This is a genomic window from Pseudocitrobacter corydidari, from assembly GCF_021172065.1.
GTDB lineage: Bacteria > Pseudomonadota > Gammaproteobacteria > Enterobacterales > Enterobacteriaceae > Pseudocitrobacter > Pseudocitrobacter corydidari.
Genome location: NZ_CP087880.1, coordinates 4,901,309 through 4,917,571 on the forward strand (window position 1 = coordinate 4,901,309; position 16,263 = coordinate 4,917,571).

Sequence of the window (16,263 nt, forward strand, 5' to 3'; positions counted from 1 at the left end):
TTTTTCAGGCTGTTATTCCTTTGAGGAACTACTCATTCCATTTCGTAATTTCATTTGCACTAAGGGGCACCCTATAGTCCCTCTATGACTGATTGTTAGTGAGTTGTAACTCTGTGGATTATCTGCCCCTTTTTGCCGCTGTGAAAGACCGCACTGCCCTGGTTGTGGGCGGCGATGACACCGCTGCCCGCAAGATCGCGTTTCTGCTGCGCGCAGGCGCTAACGTTCAGGTTGTGAGCGAAACGCTGTGCGATGAATTGGCGGCGCTGGTGGCGGATAACAAGATCACATGGCTGGCAGACTCTTTTCAGGAAACACAGCTCGATAGCGTTTTCCTGGTGATTGCCGCCACCGAGAATAACCCACTCAATCAGCGTATTTATGATGCGGCAAATGCCCGCCAGCGGCTGGTGAATGTGGTGGATAGCCCGTCGCAGTGCTCCTTCATTTTCCCGTCGATTGTCGACAGGTCGCCGCTGCTGGTGGCGATTTCATCCGGCGGCACCGCGCCGGTACTGGCGCGCATCCTGCGCGAAAAAATTGAAGCGCTGCTGCCAACGCGCTTGGGCCTGCTGGCCGAAGTGGCCAGTTACTGGCGTCATGCGATTAAAACGCATCTGAAAACCACCGCCGAGCGCCGTCGATTCTGGGAACGCGTGTTCCGTGGTCGTATTGCCAACATGTTGCTTGCTGGCAATCAGCAGGCGGCGGAAGCGGCATTACAGGATGAACTGGCTCAGCCGCAGCGGCGCGTGGGCGAGATTATTCTGGTGGGCGCGGGGCCGGGCGATGCCGGGCTGCTGACGCTGCGTGGGCTTCAGGTCATTCAGCAAGCGGATATCGTTTTTTACGATCATCTGGTCAGCGATGCAGTACGCGAACTGGTTCGTCGTGATGCAGAACTTGTCTGCGTGGGTAAACGCGCAGGTGCCACCTCCGTTCCTCAACACGAAACCAATCGTCTGCTGGTTGAAGCAGCGCGAGAAGGCAAAAACGTGGTGCGCCTTAAAGGCGGTGACCCGTTTATTTTCGGGCGCGGCGGCGAAGAACTTCAGGCGGCAGCAGAAGCGGGAATTCCCTTCCAGGTTGTTCCCGGCGTGACGGCTGCCGCAGGTGCAACCGCGTATGCAGGCATACCGCTCACTCACCGCGATTACGCGCAAAGCGTCACTTTCGTCACCGGGCACTACAAAGCGGACAGCACGCCCTTTGACTGGAAACAGCTGGCGCAAAGCCGTCAGACGCTGGCGATTTACATGGGCACCATGAAAGCGGCGGAAATTAGCCAACAACTGATTCAACACGGACGCGACAGCGAAACGCCGGTGGCGGTGATTTCGCGCGGTACGCGTGCGGACCAACAGATAAAAACAGGCACCCTGCAACAACTCGAAAACCTGGCGAAAGAGGCCCCCATGCCAGCACTGCTGGTGGTCGGCGAAGTGGTGGAACTGCATCACCAGCTCGCCTGGTTTCAACACACAACAGACTCAGAAAATTTCGATTCTTCTGTAGTGAATCTGGCTTAAGGAACGGTTATGGACCAAAAACGACTCACTCACCTGCGGCAACTGGAGGCGGAAAGCATCCATATCATCCGTGAGGTGGCCGCCGAATTCGCCAACCCGGTCATGATGTATTCGATCGGCAAGGACTCCAGCGTGATGCTGCACCTGGCGCGTAAAGCGTTCTATCCGGGAACCCTGCCGTTCCCGCTGCTGCACGTGGATACCGGCTGGAAATTCCGTGAGATGTACGAGTTCCGCGACCGTACCGCGAAAGCCTATGGCTGTGAGCTGCTGGTGCATAAAAACCCGGAAGGCGTGGCGATGGGGATCAACCCGTTCGTGCACGGCAGCGCCAAACACACCGATATCATGAAAACGGAAGGCCTGAAACAGGCGCTGAACAAATACGGTTTTGATGCCGCGTTCGGCGGGGCGCGTCGTGATGAAGAGAAGTCGCGCGCCAAAGAGCGTATCTACTCCTTCCGCGACCGATTCCACCGCTGGGACCCGAAAAATCAGCGCCCGGAGCTGTGGCACAACTACAACGGCCAGATCAATAAAGGCGAAAGCATCCGCGTCTTCCCGCTCTCCAACTGGACCGAGCTGGATATCTGGCAGTACATCTATCTGGAAAATATCGAAATCGTTCCGCTGTATCTGGCGGCAGAACGCCCGGTGCTGGAGCGCGATGGCATGCTGATGATGATCGATGACGATCGCATCGATTTACAGCCAGGCGAGGTTATCAAAAAACGTATGGTGCGCTTCCGTACCCTTGGCTGCTGGCCGCTGACCGGCGCAGTAGAATCCGATGCGCAGACGCTGCCGGAAATCATCGAAGAGATGCTGGTTTCGACCACCAGTGAACGTCAGGGCCGCGTGATTGACCGCGACCAGGCAGGCTCGATGGAGCTTAAAAAACGTCAGGGTTATTTCTAAGGAGCCGCCATGAACAGTTCAATTGCACAACAAATTGCGGATGAAGGCGGCGTTGAAGCGTATCTGCACGCCCAGCAACATAAAAGCCTGCTGCGTTTCCTGACCTGCGGCAGCGTGGATGACGGCAAAAGTACGCTGATTGGCCGTTTGCTGCACGATACCCGTCAGATTTATGAAGATCAGCTCTCTTCGCTGCACAATGACAGTAAACGCCACGGTACGCAGGGTGAACGTTTGGATCTGGCGCTGCTGGTGGATGGCTTACAGGCCGAGCGTGAGCAGGGCATCACCATTGATGTGGCGTATCGCTATTTCTCAACCGAGAAACGCAAATTTATCATCGCTGACACCCCAGGGCACGAGCAGTACACCCGTAATATGGCGACCGGCGCATCCACCTGCGACCTGGCGATCCTGCTGATCGACGCACGTAAAGGCGTGCTCGATCAAACCCGCCGCCACAGTTTTATCTCCACGCTGCTGGGGATCAAACACCTGATCGTCGCGGTGAACAAAATGGATCTGGTTGAATTCAGCGAAGAGAAGTTTGAGCAGATCCGTCAGGACTATCTGACCTTTGCCGAACAGTTGCCTGGCAACCTTGATATTCGCTTCGTACCGCTATCGGCACTGGAAGGGGATAACGTTGCCACCCAGAGCGATAAAATGCCGTGGTACAGCGGCCCGACGCTGCTGGAAGTGCTGGAAACCGTGCAGATTCAACGCGTGGTCGACACGCAGCCGATGCGCTTCCCGGTACAGTACGTGAATCGCCCGAACCTCGATTTTCGTGGGTTCTCCGGCACGCTGGCTTCCGGGCATGTCAGCGTGGGGCAACGCATTAAAGTGCTGCCGTCAGGCGTGGAATCTTCCATTGCGCGCATCGTTACTTTCGATGGCGACTTGCAGGAAGCCTTTGCCGGCGAAGCTGTGACGCTGGTGCTGAAAGATGAAATCGACATCAGCCGTGGCGACCTGCTGCTGGATGCCAGCGAAACGCTGCCTGCCGTTCAAAGCGCATCTGTGGATGTGGTGTGGATGGCGGAACAGCCGCTGACGGCGGGTCAGAGCTATGACATCAAAATCGCAGGCAAGAAAACCCGCGCCCGCGTGGACGGTATTCAGTATCAGGTGGATATCAATAACCTGACGCAGCGAGACGTTGATAACCTGCCGCTGAACGGCATCGGTCTGGTGGATCTGACCTTTGATGAACCGCTGGTGCTGGATAAATACCAGCAAAACCCGGTTACCGGCGGCCTGATCTTTATCGACCGTCTGACCAACGTCACGGTGGGCGCAGGCATGGTACGCGAACCGAATACCACTTCCACGGCAGTGGCATCGGAATTCAGCGCGTTTGAGCTGGAACTGAATGCGCTGGTGCGTAAACACTTCCCACACTGGGGCGCGCGTGACCTGCTGGGAGGCAAGTGATGGCGGTGCATGACGAAAACGTCGTCTGGCACGCCCATCCGGTCACTGCGCAACAGCGTGAGCAACTCCACGGTCACCGTGGGGTTGTGCTGTGGTTTACCGGGCTTTCGGGCTCGGGAAAATCGACCGTTGCCGGGGCGCTGGAAGAGGCGCTGCATAAGCTTGGCGTCAGCACTTATCTGCTGGATGGCGATAACGTGCGTCACGGTTTGTGCAGCGATCTCGGCTTTAGTGATGACGATCGCAAAGAGAATATCCGTCGGGTGGGTGAAGTGGCTAACCTGATGGTGGATGCCGGGCTGGTGGTTTTAACGGCATTTATCTCTCCGCATCGTGCTGAGCGCCAGATGGTGCGTGAGCGAGTGGGGGAAGGGCGCTTTATCGAGGTGTTCGTCGATACGCCGCTCGATACCTGCGAGGCCCGCGATCCCAAAGGCTTATACAAGAAAGCGCGTGCCGGTGAACTGCGCAATTTCACCGGTATTGATTCAGTCTATGAATCCCCTGAACGTCCTGAAATCCACCTCGATGGTGAACAATTGGTAACAAATTTAGTGGACCAAATGTTAGACCTGCTGAGACAGGACGATATCATCAGATCCTGAGAGAGTGCCGGGCGTATCGTTGCCCGGCCTGACAGGATTAACTATGCGCAATACTCAAAACATCAGCCTGACGCGTTCAGAGTCCATACCCCCGCCCGATGACGAAACCACCTGGTCTTTGTCAGGCGCAACCGTGGGTTTCGTTGCCTGGCTGATTGCATTGGGTATTCCCTACCTTTGGTATGGCAATAACACCCTGTTTTTCTTCCTCTATACCTGGCCCTTCTTCCTTGCGCTGATGCCCGTTGCCGTGGTGATTGGCGTGGCAATCCACTCGCTGGTGAACAGCAAATTGCGCTACAGTATTATCGCAACGTTGCTTACCGTCGCCGCGTTGTGCGGTCTATTATTTCTATGGTTGATGGGTTAAGCCTGACGTTTTTTGTGAAAATCCGCACAATCGCCCGACAACGAGACATAAGTATCGGCAGGCAAAATGTGATACATTGCCCGCGTGACGCGGTATCGTCCGCAGCCGGCGTAGAGTACGACGGCAAGTTTTGGGATGATGATGCCGTTTTTCAGGGGGCAGGATGGGTAAATTAACGCTGCTATTACTGGCTTTGCTGGTGTGGTTGCAGTATTCACTGTGGTTCGGCAAAAATGGTCTGCATGACTTTAGCCGGGTCCGTGATGACGTGTCAGTACAAGAGGCGACCAACGCCAAATTAAAAGCGCGCAACGATCAGCTTTTCGCCGAAATTGATGACCTTAACGGCGGCCAGGAAGCTATCGAAGAACGCGCACGCAATGAACTCAGCATGACGAAACCGGGTGAAACCTTCTACCGCCTGGTGCCGGATGCGTCGAAACGCAATCAGAGTTCAGGGCAAACAAACCGATAAACAGAATAAGCCCAGGATTAACACATGGCAGCAACTTTTCCGGGCGTTTGCGCCGTGGTTCCGGCGGCCGGATTTGGTCGCCGCATGCAAACGGACTGCCCGAAACAATATCTCTCAATCGGTAACAAAACGATTCTCGAACATTCGGTGGATGCGCTGCTGGCAAATGCGCGCGTCCAGCGGGTGATCATCGCCGTCTCTCCCGGAGACGAGCGCTTCAGCCAACTCTCACTGGCACAGCATCCGCAAATTACCGTCGTTGACGGTGGCGCCGAACGTGCCGATTCCGTGCTTTCAGGCCTGAAAGCCGCTGGCAATGCCGAATGGGTGCTGGTGCACGATGCCGCACGCCCTTGTTTACATCAGGATGACCTGGCGCGTCTTCTGGCGCTGTGCGAAACCAGCCGCGTCGGCGGTATTCTGGCCGCGCCGGTGCGCGATACCATGAAACGCGCGGAGCCCGGCAAATCTGCGATTGCCCATACGGTTGACCGCAACGATCTGTGGCACGCCCTTACGCCGCAGTTTTTCCCCCGCGAATTACTCTTCGATTGCCTGACCCGGGCGCTCAACGAAGGCGCAATCATCACCGATGAAGCCTCGGCGCTGGAATATTGTGGTTTTCATCCGGCGCTGGTCGCCGGACGCGCTGATAATATTAAAGTGACACGCCCGGAAGATCTGGCGCTGGCAGAATTTTACCTCACCCGATCGGGACACCAGGAGAAAGCATAATGCGAATTGGACACGGTTTTGATGTACACGCGTTTGGCGGCGAAGGGCCGATTATCATCGGCGGCGTGCGCATCCCTTACGAGAAAGGGCTGCTCGCCCACTCGGACGGCGACGTCGCGCTCCATGCCTTAACCGATGCCCTGCTTGGCGCGGCGGCATTGGGCGATATCGGTAAACTTTTCCCGGACACCGACCCGGCGTTCAAAGGCGCAGACAGCCGCGCGCTGCTGCGTGAGGCCTGGAAACGCGTGCAGGCGAAGGGCTACACCCTGAGCAACGTCGATGTCACCATCATTGCCCAGGCGCCGAAAATGCTGCCGCACATCCCGCAGATGCGTGTCTTTATCGCTGAAGATCTTGGCTGCCATATGGATGACGTTAACGTAAAAGCGACCACCACTGAAAAACTCGGTTTTACCGGGCGCGGTGAAGGCATCGCCTGCGAAGCGGTCGCTCTGTTGTATAAGGCAAACAAATGATTGCATTCGATGACCTGACTTACCTGCACGGTAAGCCGCAGGGACACGGGCTGCTGAAAGCCAACCCGGAAGATTTCCTGGTGGTGGAAGACTTAGGGTTTGAGCCCGACGGCGAAGGCGAACACGTTCTGGTACGCATCCTGAAAAATGGCTGCAATACCCGTTTCGTGGCCGACGCGCTGGCAAAATTCCTGAAAATTCACGCTCGCGAAGTGAGCTTTGCCGGGCAGAAAGACAAACACGCGGTCACCGAGCAGTGGCTCTGCGCCCGCGTGCCGGGCAAAGAGATGCCCGATTTAAGTAAGTTCGAGCTGGAAGGCTGCCAGGTGCTGGAGTATGCGCGACATAAGCGTAAACTGCGTTTAGGCGCGCTGAAAGGCAATCAGTTCACGATTATTCTGCGCGAAGTCAGCCATCGCGAGGATGTTGACACGCGCCTGCAGGCGATTAACGCCCAGGGTGTGCCGAACTATTTCGGCGCTCAGCGTTTTGGTATTGGCGGCAGTAACCTGCAGGGCGCGCTGCGCTGGGCCGAAAGCGGTGCGCCGGTGCGCGATCGTAATAAACGCAGTTTTTGGTTGTCGGCAGCGCGTAGTGCGTTGTTTAATCAACTGGCGAGCGCGCGCTTACAGAAACCGGAATTTAATCAAGTTGTTGATGGCGATGCGCTACAATTAGCGGGACGCGGCAGCTGGTTTGTCGCCACGCCTGAAGAAATGCCCGAACTGCAAACACGTGTGGACGCGCGCGAACTGATGATCACCGCGTCAATGCCGGGGAGCGGCGACTGGGGAACCCAGCGTGAAGCGCTCGCATTTGAACAACTTCAGCTTGCAGAAGAAACCGCGCTCCAGTCGCTGCTGGTGCGTGAAAAAGTAGAAGCCGCGCGGCGCGCGATGCTGCTCTATCCACAACAGCTTGAGTGGAACTGGTGGGACGACGTAACCGTAGAGTTGCGTTTCTGGCTCCCGGCGGGCAGCTTTGCGACCAGCGTGGTAAGGGAACTTATCAATACAACAGGTGAATATGCGAATATTGCTGAGTAACGATGACGGGATCCACGCGCCAGGCATACAGGCACTGGCCAGAGCCTTACGGGAATTTGCCGAGGTTCAGGTAGTTGCACCCGATCGTAACCGCAGTGGCGCATCAAACTCGCTGACGCTGGAATCTTCTCTTCGTACTTTTACGTTTGAAAACGGCGATATCGCCGTGCAGATGGGCACGCCGACGGACTGTGTCTATCTCGGCGTCAATGCCCTGATGCGCCCGCGTCCTGATATCGTCGTGTCGGGTATTAATGCCGGGCCGAATCTGGGCGATGACGTTATCTATTCCGGTACTGTCGCGGCGGCGATGGAGGGGCGTCATCTCGGTTTTCCGGCACTGGCGGTTTCGCTGAACGGCACGCAGCATTACGACACGGCGGCGGCGGTCACCTGTACGTTGCTGCGCGCGCTGGCGCGTGAACCGCTGCGCACCGGGCGTATTCTCAATGTCAACGTACCGGACCTACCGCTCGATCAAATCAAAGGCATTCGCGTGACCCGCTGCGGCAGCCGTCATCCGGCAGATAAAGTGATCCCGCAGCAGGATCCGCGCGGCAATACGCTCTACTGGATTGGCCCGCCGGGCGAAAAACAGGATGCTGGCCCGGATACGGATTTTGCCGCGGTTGACGCAGGGTATGTTTCCGTTACGCCGCTGCATGTCGATTTAACCGCGCACAGCGCCCGTGAAGTCGTAGGCAGTTGGCTGGAACAGGCGGGAGTGGATACGCAATGGTAAGCGGACGCGTACTGGCGCTTCTGGAACAACTTCGCACGCAGGGCATTCGTGACGAGCGGGTGCTGGATGCTATTGCCCGCGTTCCACGCGAAAAATTTGTCGATGAAGCGTTTGAACACAAAGCCTGGGAAAACGTCGCCTTGCCGATAGGTCAGGGGCAAACCATTTCTCAGCCCTATATGGTTGCGCGGATGACCGAACTGCTTGAGTTAACACCGGAATCGCGGGTGCTGGAAATTGGCACCGGCTCCGGGTATCAGACCGCGATTCTGGCGCATCTGGTGCAGCGCGTGTGTTCGGTTGAACGCATTAAAAGTTTGCAATGGCACGCAAGACGTCGCCTGAAGCAGCTTGATTTGCATAATATCTCTACTCGCCATGGCGATGGCTGGCAGGGTTGGCAGGCGCGTGCGCCTTTCGACGCCATTATCGTCACGGCCGCACCGCCGGAAATTCCGGTGGCGCTGATGTCGCAGCTGGATGAAGGCGGCATTCTCGTTTTACCCGTGGGCGATGAACATCAGTTTTTAAAACGCGTTCATCGACGGGGTGGCGAATTCATTATTGATACCGTGGAAGCCGTGCGTTTTGTTCCTTTAGTCAAAGGAGAGCTGGCCTGAGACCCGGATTTTTCTTAGGTTTTTCGGCACAATTCAGCGTATCGTGGGGAGACTTTGTAAGAGTCCACGATGGACGCGACACGGTTATTAACACACTGGCAGTTAACACTATTCCTGGGGGATAAATGAGCGCGGGAAGCCCAAAAATCACCGTACGCCGTGTTGCGGCATTATCACTGGTTTCACTCTGGCTGGCAGGCTGTACGTCTTCGGACAATCCGCCTGCGCCGGTAACCTCTGTTAACGGAAACACCTCCAGCAGCACCAATTCCGGCATGCTCATCACGCCGCAGCAGAAAGCGGGCGCAACGGCGCAAAACAGCGTGCCAGCCACGCCGCAAATCCAACCGGTGCAGCCGGTTCAAACTCAGCCGACGCAGATTCAGCCGGTCAGTCAGCAGCCTGTTGCCCAGCAGCCGGTGCAAATGCAGAACGGTCATATCGTCTATAACCGTAAATACGGCGATATTCCGAAAGGCAGTTATGCGGGCGGCAGTACCTATACCGTCAAGCATGGCGACACGCTTTTCTATATCGCATGGGTCACCGGTAACGACTTCCGCGATCTGGCGCAGCGCAACAATGTCGCTGCGCCTTACGCGCTGAACGTCGGCCAGGTGCTGCAAGTTGGGAACGCGTCCGGCCAGCCGATCACCGGCAATAATCCGGTTGCCATGGCCAGCACGCAAGCGGCAACCACTTCTCAGACGACGGTCGCAAAACCTGCACAAAATTCAACCGTGGCTGTTGCGTCGCAACCAACAATTACGTATTCTGAGGATTCAGGTGAACAAAGTGCTAACAAGATGTTGCCTAATAACAAGCCTGCGACGACAGTCACAGCGCCTGTAACAGCACCGGTTGCGAGCTCTTCCGTACCGAATGCCAGCAGTACGACAACCAGCGCGCCAATTTCGTCCTGGCGCTGGCCAACTGACGGCAAAATCATCGAAGGCTTTGGCGGCTCCGAAGGAGGCAACAAAGGCATCGATATCGCAGGTAGCAAAGGACAGGCTATCACCGCGACCGCGGATGGTCGCGTTGTGTATGCCGGTAATGCGCTGCGAGGTTACGGTAACTTAATTATCATCAAACACAACGATGATTACCTGAGCGCCTACGCCCATAACGACACAATGCTGGTCCGGGAACAACAAGAGGTTAAGGCGGGGCAAAAAATAGCTACCATGGGTAGCACCGGAACCAGTTCTACACGCTTGCATTTTGAAATTCGTTACAAGGGGAAATCCGTAAACCCGCTGCAGTATTTGCCGCAGCGATAATTCGGCAGAGTACTAAGCACGGAGTCATTCAGGCGGTGTAAACGCGCCGTCTGAAGATGAAGTGATAAGGTGCTTTGCCTGGGGATCACGGGTAGGAGCCACCTTATGAGTCAGAATACGCTGAAAGTTCATGATTTAAATGAAGACGCGGAATTTGATGAGAACGGAGCAGAGGTTTTCGATGAGAAAGCCTTAGTAGAAGAGGAACCCAGTGATAACGACCTGGCTGAGGAAGAGCTGTTATCGCAGGGGGCCACACAGCGTGTGCTGGACGCGACTCAGCTTTACCTTGGAGAGATTGGTTATTCTCCACTGTTAACAGCCGAAGAAGAAGTCTATTTTGCACGTCGTGCATTGCGTGGAGACGTCGCCTCCCGTCGCAGGATGATCGAGAGTAACCTGCGTCTGGTGGTAAAAATTGCCCGCCGTTATGGCAATCGTGGTCTGGCGTTGTTGGATCTTATCGAAGAGGGCAATTTGGGGCTTATCCGCGCCGTTGAGAAGTTTGACCCGGAACGCGGGTTCCGCTTTTCAACCTACGCGACCTGGTGGATCCGCCAGACGATTGAACGGGCGATTATGAACCAAACCCGTACCATTCGTTTGCCGATTCACATCGTCAAAGAGCTGAACGTCTATCTGCGTACGGCGCGCGAGTTGTCCCATAAACTGGACCACGAGCCAAGCGCAGAAGAGATAGCCGAACAGCTGGATAAACCGGTTGATGACGTAAGCCGTATGCTGCGTCTCAACGAGCGCATTACCTCGGTCGACACGCCGCTGGGCGGAGACTCTGAAAAAGCGCTGCTGGACATCCTGGCCGATGAAAAAGAAAACGGCCCGGAAGACACCACGCAGGACGATGACATGAAACAGAGCATCGTCAAATGGCTGTTCGAACTGAACGCCAAACAGCGTGAAGTGCTGGCACGTCGTTTCGGTTTACTGGGGTATGAAGCTGCAACGCTTGAAGATGTGGGCCGCGAAATTGGCCTGACTCGTGAACGCGTTCGTCAGATTCAGGTTGAAGGTCTGCGTCGTCTGCGTGAAATTTTGCAGACGCAGGGGCTGAATATCGAAGCGCTGTTCCGCGAATAAGTAAGCAACACAGGATCATTTGATCCGACAACAATCTCGAAACCCGGAAATGGTGACATTTCCGGGTTTTTTTACGCACCCTGCAAAAAATCTCTCTTAAAGATCACTTTTACGATCCGCGAATTCGGTCACAAAACCGACAGCGATGATCTGTCACATTCAATTGGTCCTAAGTAAGGACTAATTGATAAGGAACGTCGTAACCCTTGTCAGCGGGATCCACAACCTATTAAGCGGAGTCTGGGATGAACGCTCTTGATTACGTTGTTATCGCGCTTTATGCGCTAATGATTGTTGTTATTACCTTATGGGCGATGAGACGCGTCGGCAGTACGCGAGATTTTTTTGCAGCGGGAGGGAAAATGCCATGGTGGCTTTCCGGAGTCTCTCACCACATGTCCGGCTACAGTGCCGCCGTGTTTGTCGCTTACGCTGCCGTGGCGTACAACTATGGCATCACTATCTATTTCTGGTGGGCATTACCCATCGCGATTGCGGTGCTTATCGGCGCATGGGTATTTGCCCCTCGTTGGGCACGCCTGCGTATTCATTTGAATATTGAATCGCCAATGGAATATCTGGCGACTCGTTATAACGTCCCGACACAACAGGTTCTGGCATGGAGCGGTGTGCTGCTCAAGACGTTTGATGTGGGCGCTAAATGGGCGGCAATTTCAGTCATTATCAACGTCTTCACAGGATTAGACCCGATAATAGGGATGTGCATTTCCGGCGCATTAAGTATGTTCTACACGGTCATGGGGGGATTGTGGGCCGATGCCTGCAACGACTTTGGTCAGTTTATCGTTCAGTTTGTCGCTGCCATTGTCATGGTCGTGGCTGTGGCAATTCATCTCGGTGGTGCGGGTGAACTTTTCACCATCTGGGATCGTTTACCGGTAAATCATACGCAAATTGTTCAGGAGCCATACACGCTTGGTTTTATTGCTGCCTATCTGGTTATCTATACCCTGAGCTACAACGGGGGGACATGGAACCTGGCTCAGCGCTTTATCGCGTCGCCCGGTGGACGGGAAGCACGTAAAGCGGCACTGCTTTCTTCACTCCTGTATCTGGTATGGCCTCTGGTTCTGTTCTGGCCGATGTGGGCCGCGCCGATTCTCTACCCTGACATTAGCGATCCTTCACGTTCCTACTCCGTAATGGCGATGGAACTCTTACCTAATGGTCTGATTGGCCTGGTATTGATTGCCATGTTTACCCACACGTTATCGATGACATCTTCTGACGCCAATGCAATTACCGCTGTTGTCACGCGTGACATCCTGCCTGTTATGCTACCTGGGCGTTTTAAACGCGGAAAAACGTCGCTTCTGGCGGCACGTGTTACGGCGTTCTTATTCATTATCACAACGTTGGTTATTGCTCTGAATGCCAGCCGGTTTGGTGGTGTGTTGTCGTTATTAGTCATCTGGTTTGGCGGTTTAGTTGGTCCGATCTCAATTCCGATGCTATTGGGGTTGTTACCATGGTTCAAACGAAGCGGTAGCGCTGCGGCATTGGTGAGTTGGGCGATTGGCGTCGGGGCCTTCTTCACCGTGAAGTTTGTGCTGACCGATGCAAGTACTGCTCTGACCGTCGCCGCTCCGGTGCTCTCTTCATTAGTTATCTATACGGTGATGGGATGGGTATTACCTTCTCCGGTACGTCCGGAAATTGAAAATCTGCTGGCCGCGCTGAGCAAGGAGAGTGATTCAACCTCACCTGCGAAAAAGATGAGCCATTCTCAGGAGGCATAAAATGGATAATGGAATTACTGAATTTAAAAAAGACAACCTGACGGTGTTGCGCTACGGAAATCGCCAGATGATGGGGGAAGAGGCCGGAAGGTGTGTGGCTGAATGGCTTCGTATGCGGTTGTCCAGTCAGCGCCAGGTAAGAATGATTTTTGCAGCCGCTCCCTCGCAAAATGAATTCCTTGCGACGCTTGCACGAGCAGAGGGTATCGACTGGTCTCGCGTGACGGTTTTTCATATGGATGAATATATTGGGCTTAGTCTGTCCGCGCCACAGCGCTTCAGCCATTTTCTTCAGGAAAGGTTGTTCAACCTGGTTAAACCCGGAACGGTACATCTGATTCCAGGTAATGGCGATCCCCAGCAACTATGCCAGCAATACGGAACATTGCTGAGTGAAGCGCCGATTGATGCGGTGTGTCTGGGGATTGGTGAAAACGGTCATCTCGCCTTTAACGATCCGCCAGTGGCTGATTTTGCCGACCCGAAGATTATTAAACATGTTGAACTGGATGATGTTTGCCGCCAGCAGCAGGTTAACGATGGTTGCTTCCCAATGTTGGACTCGGTGCCAACGCACGCGTTAACACTGACTATCCCGACGTTGCTGAAAGCCGATTATCTGTTTTGTATTGTGCCGGGAGCCACTAAACGAGAAGCCGTGATTCGCACGCTGAACGAACCTGTTTCCACGCGCTGTCCGGCGACGATTCTTCGCCAACATGCCAACTGTCTGTTATTTACCGACGTTGATGCTTGTCCGGAGGTGCCTCTTGACTGAGTCAGTGATATACGCGCGAGATTACCGTCACCTTAAACCCGTAAAAGTGGTACTCGAGGAGGGCGTCATTCAGTCGATAAATCTGTGCGATGAAACGGATGCGTCCTTGCCAATTATCGCGCCAGGATTTGTTGACCTGCAAATTAATGGTTTTCAGGGGATTGATTTTAATCACTATCCATTCAGTGAGGAGCAGGTGGAGCACGCGGTTCGTCAACTCTGGCAGCATGGCGTTACAAGCTGGCTGCCAACCGTTATTACCGCCGTACCTGACACGATTGGAAAATCGATGGCTGTTCTTGCCAGGGCTTGTGAACGATCTCAATGGGTTGGGGAGGCGATTCCGGGGTTCCATCTTGAAGGTCCCTTTTTATCACCGCAGGATGGCCCGCGAGGGGCTCACCCACAAAGTGAGATCCGCCCCCCAGACACGGGTTTATTTGATGAGTGGCAACAGCTGGCAAAGGGGCGTATCCGCATCCTGACGCTTTCTGCGGAATGGCCTGAAACGGCGGAGTTTATACGTCGATACAAAAATGATGATGTGCTGTTTTCGATTGGACATACTGCCGCGACACCCGCGCAGATTGATGAGGCCGTCGAAGCGGGGGCGAGTATGTCTACACATTTGGGTAATGGTGCGCATCTTCAATTACCGCGCCACCCCAACTATATCTGGCAGCAACTGGCTGACGATCGTCTGGCCTGCACCATGATTGCCGATGGAGAGCATCTACCCATATCCGTTCTAAAAGTCTTTATTCGAGCCAAAGGCGAGCAGGCGATTCTGGTAAGCGATGTCACCAGTTTTGCAGGCCTGGCTCCAGGTTATTATCACTCTCACATCGGCGGAGAGGTAATGCTAAGTGAGAACGGGCGGCTTTCACTCAGAGATAACCCGCAGCTGTTGGCGGGTTCCGCACGCAGTCTGCTGGAAGGGGTGAATTATCTGCTTCGTTCATCCCTGGTCGATTTGCGTACGGCAATTGATATGGCTTCTGTACGACCGGCACGTCAACTGTCGCTCCCGCAGCAGGGCGGTCTAACCGCTGGCGCGCCTGCGGATTTCATTCTTTTTCAATACGATCCTTCTCAGGGGATCCGCCTTTCTTCATGTTGGAAAAAAGCGCAGAAAGTATGGGGTGACGAAACGCAGGATGCTGATAGACTGACGGAATTGCGTCAACCAGTTGAGTTCAGTCATGAAAGAAACAGGGAAGGGGCCAGCAATCCTCCGTATCAATAATGAAAAGCGAGTGATGGCGGCCTTACGTCGTCAGCAGTGTACGACCCGCCAGGATCTCGCTCGTCAGCTGACATTGAGCAAAAATACAGTTTCTTTGATTATTGATGATCTTATTGCCTCGGGGATGGTAGAGGAACAAGGGCCGCTATCATCTTCGGGGGCTGGCAGACGCAAGATCCGCATCGCCCTTCGCCCCGAAAGGCGATTAAGTGCGGGGATAATGATTGAACGTCAGCGGGTGCACCTGCGTGTCTGCGATTATTTTTCTCAGGTTCTGGAAGAGCGGACCTGGAAAACGGAAACTCAGGATCCGGCAGCGCTTCTTCGTGAGCTAGGCGAACTGTGTCAGCAACTTGTCGAACGATATCCTTCCCTGATCGGCATTGCGCTCGGATTTCCGGGGATTATCGACCCACTGCGCGGGTGGATGCATCACTCCTCGCATCTTGGCTGGCAGGATATCGATTTATTGACACCGCTACAGTCAAAAACAAGCGTGCCGCTACTGGTGATGAACAGTGTTAAAGCCGCTGCGCTGCTGGCTGTGCAGACATTACAGCTCTCTTCCTCTGGAAACCATTTTTATCTGCGTGTAGGTGAAGGCGTTGGTGGCGCGATGGTTGTGAATAATGCTGTCTATACAGGCAGCAGTTGGACGGCAGGGGAAGTCGGTCATTTATGCGTGGAAGCGTCTGGGCCAATTTGTTCATGTGGCCGTGCGGGTTGTCTGGAAATGATGATCAGTCAACCAGCGATCCAAAAAGCTCTCTCTCAGCGACAGCCAGGACTGACCTGGGCGACGCGTTTGACCGCGCCGGATGCAATGAATGTGGTCATGATAAAAGCAGGAACTTATTTGGGACACGCCCTTGGGCAAATTGTTCTGTTGCTCAACCCTGGGGATATTATTGTAGATTGTCCCTGGAATCAGAGTGCTGCTTTTGTTAAAGCCGTTCAGAAGGGAGTCGAACAAAGTGCTTTATCATTTACCTTACAGCACACTAAATTGCACTTCATTCCGGAAAGTATCGATCCTGCGAACGGCCTCGCGCTTGGCGTAATTGAGAACAGTGAGCGTCCAGCGTTCGTCATGAACAGTGTGGTGGCTGAAGGTGAATAAGTTCACCGCCGAGGGATGCCAG

At 54.5% G+C, this 16,263-nt stretch carries 17 protein-coding genes; all 17 read left to right on the forward strand.

The features are described from left to right. Positions 1–122 precede the first annotated feature (122 nt). The 17 genes from cysG (at position 123) to G163CM_RS22960 (ending at position 16,241) form a co-directional block, all read left to right on the forward strand. Positions 123–1,529: a siroheme synthase CysG gene (cysG, locus tag G163CM_RS22880; RefSeq protein WP_231828416.1), complete on the forward strand. Its 1,407-nt coding sequence runs from the start codon at positions 123–125 to the stop codon at positions 1,527–1,529. 9 nt (positions 1,530–1,538) lie between these two features. Further along, positions 1,539–2,447, forward strand: coding sequence for a sulfate adenylyltransferase subunit CysD (gene cysD / locus G163CM_RS22885; protein ID WP_015963247.1), 909 nt, complete (start codon positions 1,539–1,541; stop codon positions 2,445–2,447). Between the two features lie 9 nt (positions 2,448–2,456). Continuing rightward, complete coding sequence (cysN, locus tag G163CM_RS22890; RefSeq protein ID WP_231826389.1) at positions 2,457–3,884, forward strand: sulfate adenylyltransferase subunit CysN; 1,428 nt, start codon at positions 2,457–2,459, stop codon at positions 3,882–3,884. Beyond that, positions 3,884–4,489 carry an adenylyl-sulfate kinase gene (gene cysC, locus G163CM_RS22895; protein ID WP_149463406.1) on the forward strand — a complete coding sequence of 202 codons (606 nt, stop codon included), beginning with the start codon at positions 3,884–3,886 and terminating at the stop codon, positions 4,487–4,489. Before cysN ends, cysC begins: the two co-directional genes overlap by 1 nt. Before the next feature lie 43 nt (positions 4,490–4,532). Further along, on the forward strand, positions 4,533–4,859 hold the full coding sequence (locus tag G163CM_RS22900) for a DUF3561 family protein (protein ID WP_015963250.1): 327 nt from the start codon (positions 4,533–4,535) through the stop codon (positions 4,857–4,859). Positions 4,860–5,022: 163 nt separating this feature from the next. Continuing rightward, the gene (ftsB, locus tag G163CM_RS22905; RefSeq protein ID WP_015963251.1) at positions 5,023–5,334 is read left to right on the forward strand and encodes a cell division protein FtsB; all 312 of its coding nucleotides are present in this window, start codon (positions 5,023–5,025) and stop codon (positions 5,332–5,334) included. Positions 5,335–5,358: 24 nt separating this feature from the next. Then, positions 5,359–6,069, forward strand: a complete 711-nt coding sequence (gene ispD / locus G163CM_RS22910; RefSeq protein WP_231826390.1) for a 2-C-methyl-D-erythritol 4-phosphate cytidylyltransferase — start codon at positions 5,359–5,361, stop codon at positions 6,067–6,069. After that, on the forward strand, positions 6,069–6,548 hold the full coding sequence (gene ispF, locus G163CM_RS22915; protein WP_015963253.1) for a 2-C-methyl-D-erythritol 2,4-cyclodiphosphate synthase: 480 nt from the start codon (positions 6,069–6,071) through the stop codon (positions 6,546–6,548). The genes ispD and ispF overlap by 1 nt, the downstream gene beginning before the upstream one ends. Beyond that, positions 6,545–7,594 carry a tRNA pseudouridine(13) synthase TruD gene (truD, locus tag G163CM_RS22920; protein ID WP_231826391.1) on the forward strand — a complete coding sequence of 350 codons (1,050 nt, stop codon included), beginning with the start codon at positions 6,545–6,547 and terminating at the stop codon, positions 7,592–7,594. Before ispF ends, truD begins: the two co-directional genes overlap by 4 nt. Next, positions 7,575–8,336 carry a 5'/3'-nucleotidase SurE gene (gene surE, locus G163CM_RS22925; RefSeq protein WP_015963255.1) on the forward strand — a complete coding sequence of 254 codons (762 nt, stop codon included), beginning with the start codon at positions 7,575–7,577 and terminating at the stop codon, positions 8,334–8,336. Before truD ends, surE begins: the two co-directional genes overlap by 20 nt. After that, the gene (locus G163CM_RS22930; protein ID WP_015963256.1) at positions 8,330–8,956 is read left to right on the forward strand and encodes a protein-L-isoaspartate(D-aspartate) O-methyltransferase; all 627 of its coding nucleotides are present in this window, start codon (positions 8,330–8,332) and stop codon (positions 8,954–8,956) included. Before surE ends, G163CM_RS22930 begins: the two co-directional genes overlap by 7 nt. 125 nt (positions 8,957–9,081) lie before the next feature. Continuing rightward, a complete protein-coding gene (nlpD, locus tag G163CM_RS22935) occupies positions 9,082–10,239 on the forward strand; it encodes a murein hydrolase activator NlpD (protein ID WP_015963257.1) in 1,158 nt (385 codons plus the stop codon). Positions 10,240–10,344: 105 nt separating this feature from the next. Continuing rightward, positions 10,345–11,337 (forward strand): RNA polymerase sigma factor RpoS, encoded by a 993-nt coding sequence (gene rpoS, locus G163CM_RS22940; RefSeq protein ID WP_015963258.1) that lies wholly within the window; start codon positions 10,345–10,347, stop codon positions 11,335–11,337. 245 nt (positions 11,338–11,582) lie between these two features. After that, positions 11,583–13,097 carry a sodium:solute symporter family protein gene (locus G163CM_RS22945; protein WP_231826392.1) on the forward strand — a complete coding sequence of 505 codons (1,515 nt, stop codon included), beginning with the start codon at positions 11,583–11,585 and terminating at the stop codon, positions 13,095–13,097. Between the two features lies 1 nt (position 13,098). Beyond that, positions 13,099–13,875 (forward strand): glucosamine-6-phosphate deaminase, encoded by a 777-nt coding sequence (locus G163CM_RS22950; protein ID WP_231826393.1) that lies wholly within the window; start codon positions 13,099–13,101, stop codon positions 13,873–13,875. Next, a complete protein-coding gene (locus G163CM_RS22955) occupies positions 13,868–15,121 on the forward strand; it encodes an N-acetylglucosamine-6-phosphate deacetylase (RefSeq protein ID WP_231826394.1) in 1,254 nt (417 codons plus the stop codon). The genes G163CM_RS22950 and G163CM_RS22955 overlap by 8 nt, the downstream gene beginning before the upstream one ends. Beyond that, entirely contained in the window at positions 15,078–16,241 is a 1,164-nt protein-coding gene (locus G163CM_RS22960) for an ROK family transcriptional regulator (protein WP_231826395.1), read from the forward strand. Before G163CM_RS22955 ends, G163CM_RS22960 begins: the two co-directional genes overlap by 44 nt. Positions 16,242–16,263: the final 22 nt, after the last annotated feature.

What these genes read in the sequence shown, in the direction of transcription:
- cysD (WP_015963247.1), top strand. Translation starts at nt 1,539, where the DNA reads ATGGACCAAAAACGACTCACTCACCTGCGGCAACTGGAGGCGGAAAGC.
- cysN (WP_231826389.1), top strand. Translation starts at nt 2,457, where the DNA reads ATGAACAGTTCAATTGCACAACAAATTGCGGATGAAGGCGGCGTTGAA.
- cysC (WP_149463406.1), top strand. Translation starts at nt 3,884, where the DNA reads ATGGCGGTGCATGACGAAAACGTCGTCTGGCACGCCCATCCGGTCACT.
- G163CM_RS22900 (WP_015963250.1), top strand. Translation starts at nt 4,533, where the DNA reads ATGCGCAATACTCAAAACATCAGCCTGACGCGTTCAGAGTCCATACCC.
- ftsB (WP_015963251.1), top strand. Translation starts at nt 5,023, where the DNA reads ATGGGTAAATTAACGCTGCTATTACTGGCTTTGCTGGTGTGGTTGCAG.
- ispD (WP_231826390.1), top strand. Translation starts at nt 5,359, where the DNA reads ATGGCAGCAACTTTTCCGGGCGTTTGCGCCGTGGTTCCGGCGGCCGGA.
- ispF (WP_015963253.1), top strand. Translation starts at nt 6,069, where the DNA reads ATGCGAATTGGACACGGTTTTGATGTACACGCGTTTGGCGGCGAAGGG.
- truD (WP_231826391.1), top strand. Translation starts at nt 6,545, where the DNA reads ATGATTGCATTCGATGACCTGACTTACCTGCACGGTAAGCCGCAGGGA.
- surE (WP_015963255.1), top strand. Translation starts at nt 7,575, where the DNA reads ATGCGAATATTGCTGAGTAACGATGACGGGATCCACGCGCCAGGCATA.
- G163CM_RS22930 (WP_015963256.1), top strand. Translation starts at nt 8,330, where the DNA reads ATGGTAAGCGGACGCGTACTGGCGCTTCTGGAACAACTTCGCACGCAG.
- nlpD (WP_015963257.1), top strand. Translation starts at nt 9,082, where the DNA reads ATGAGCGCGGGAAGCCCAAAAATCACCGTACGCCGTGTTGCGGCATTA.
- rpoS (WP_015963258.1), top strand. Translation starts at nt 10,345, where the DNA reads ATGAGTCAGAATACGCTGAAAGTTCATGATTTAAATGAAGACGCGGAA.
- G163CM_RS22945 (WP_231826392.1), top strand. Translation starts at nt 11,583, where the DNA reads ATGAACGCTCTTGATTACGTTGTTATCGCGCTTTATGCGCTAATGATT.
- G163CM_RS22950 (WP_231826393.1), top strand. Translation starts at nt 13,099, where the DNA reads ATGGATAATGGAATTACTGAATTTAAAAAAGACAACCTGACGGTGTTG.
- G163CM_RS22960 (WP_231826395.1), top strand. Translation starts at nt 15,078, where the DNA reads ATGAAAGAAACAGGGAAGGGGCCAGCAATCCTCCGTATCAATAATGAA.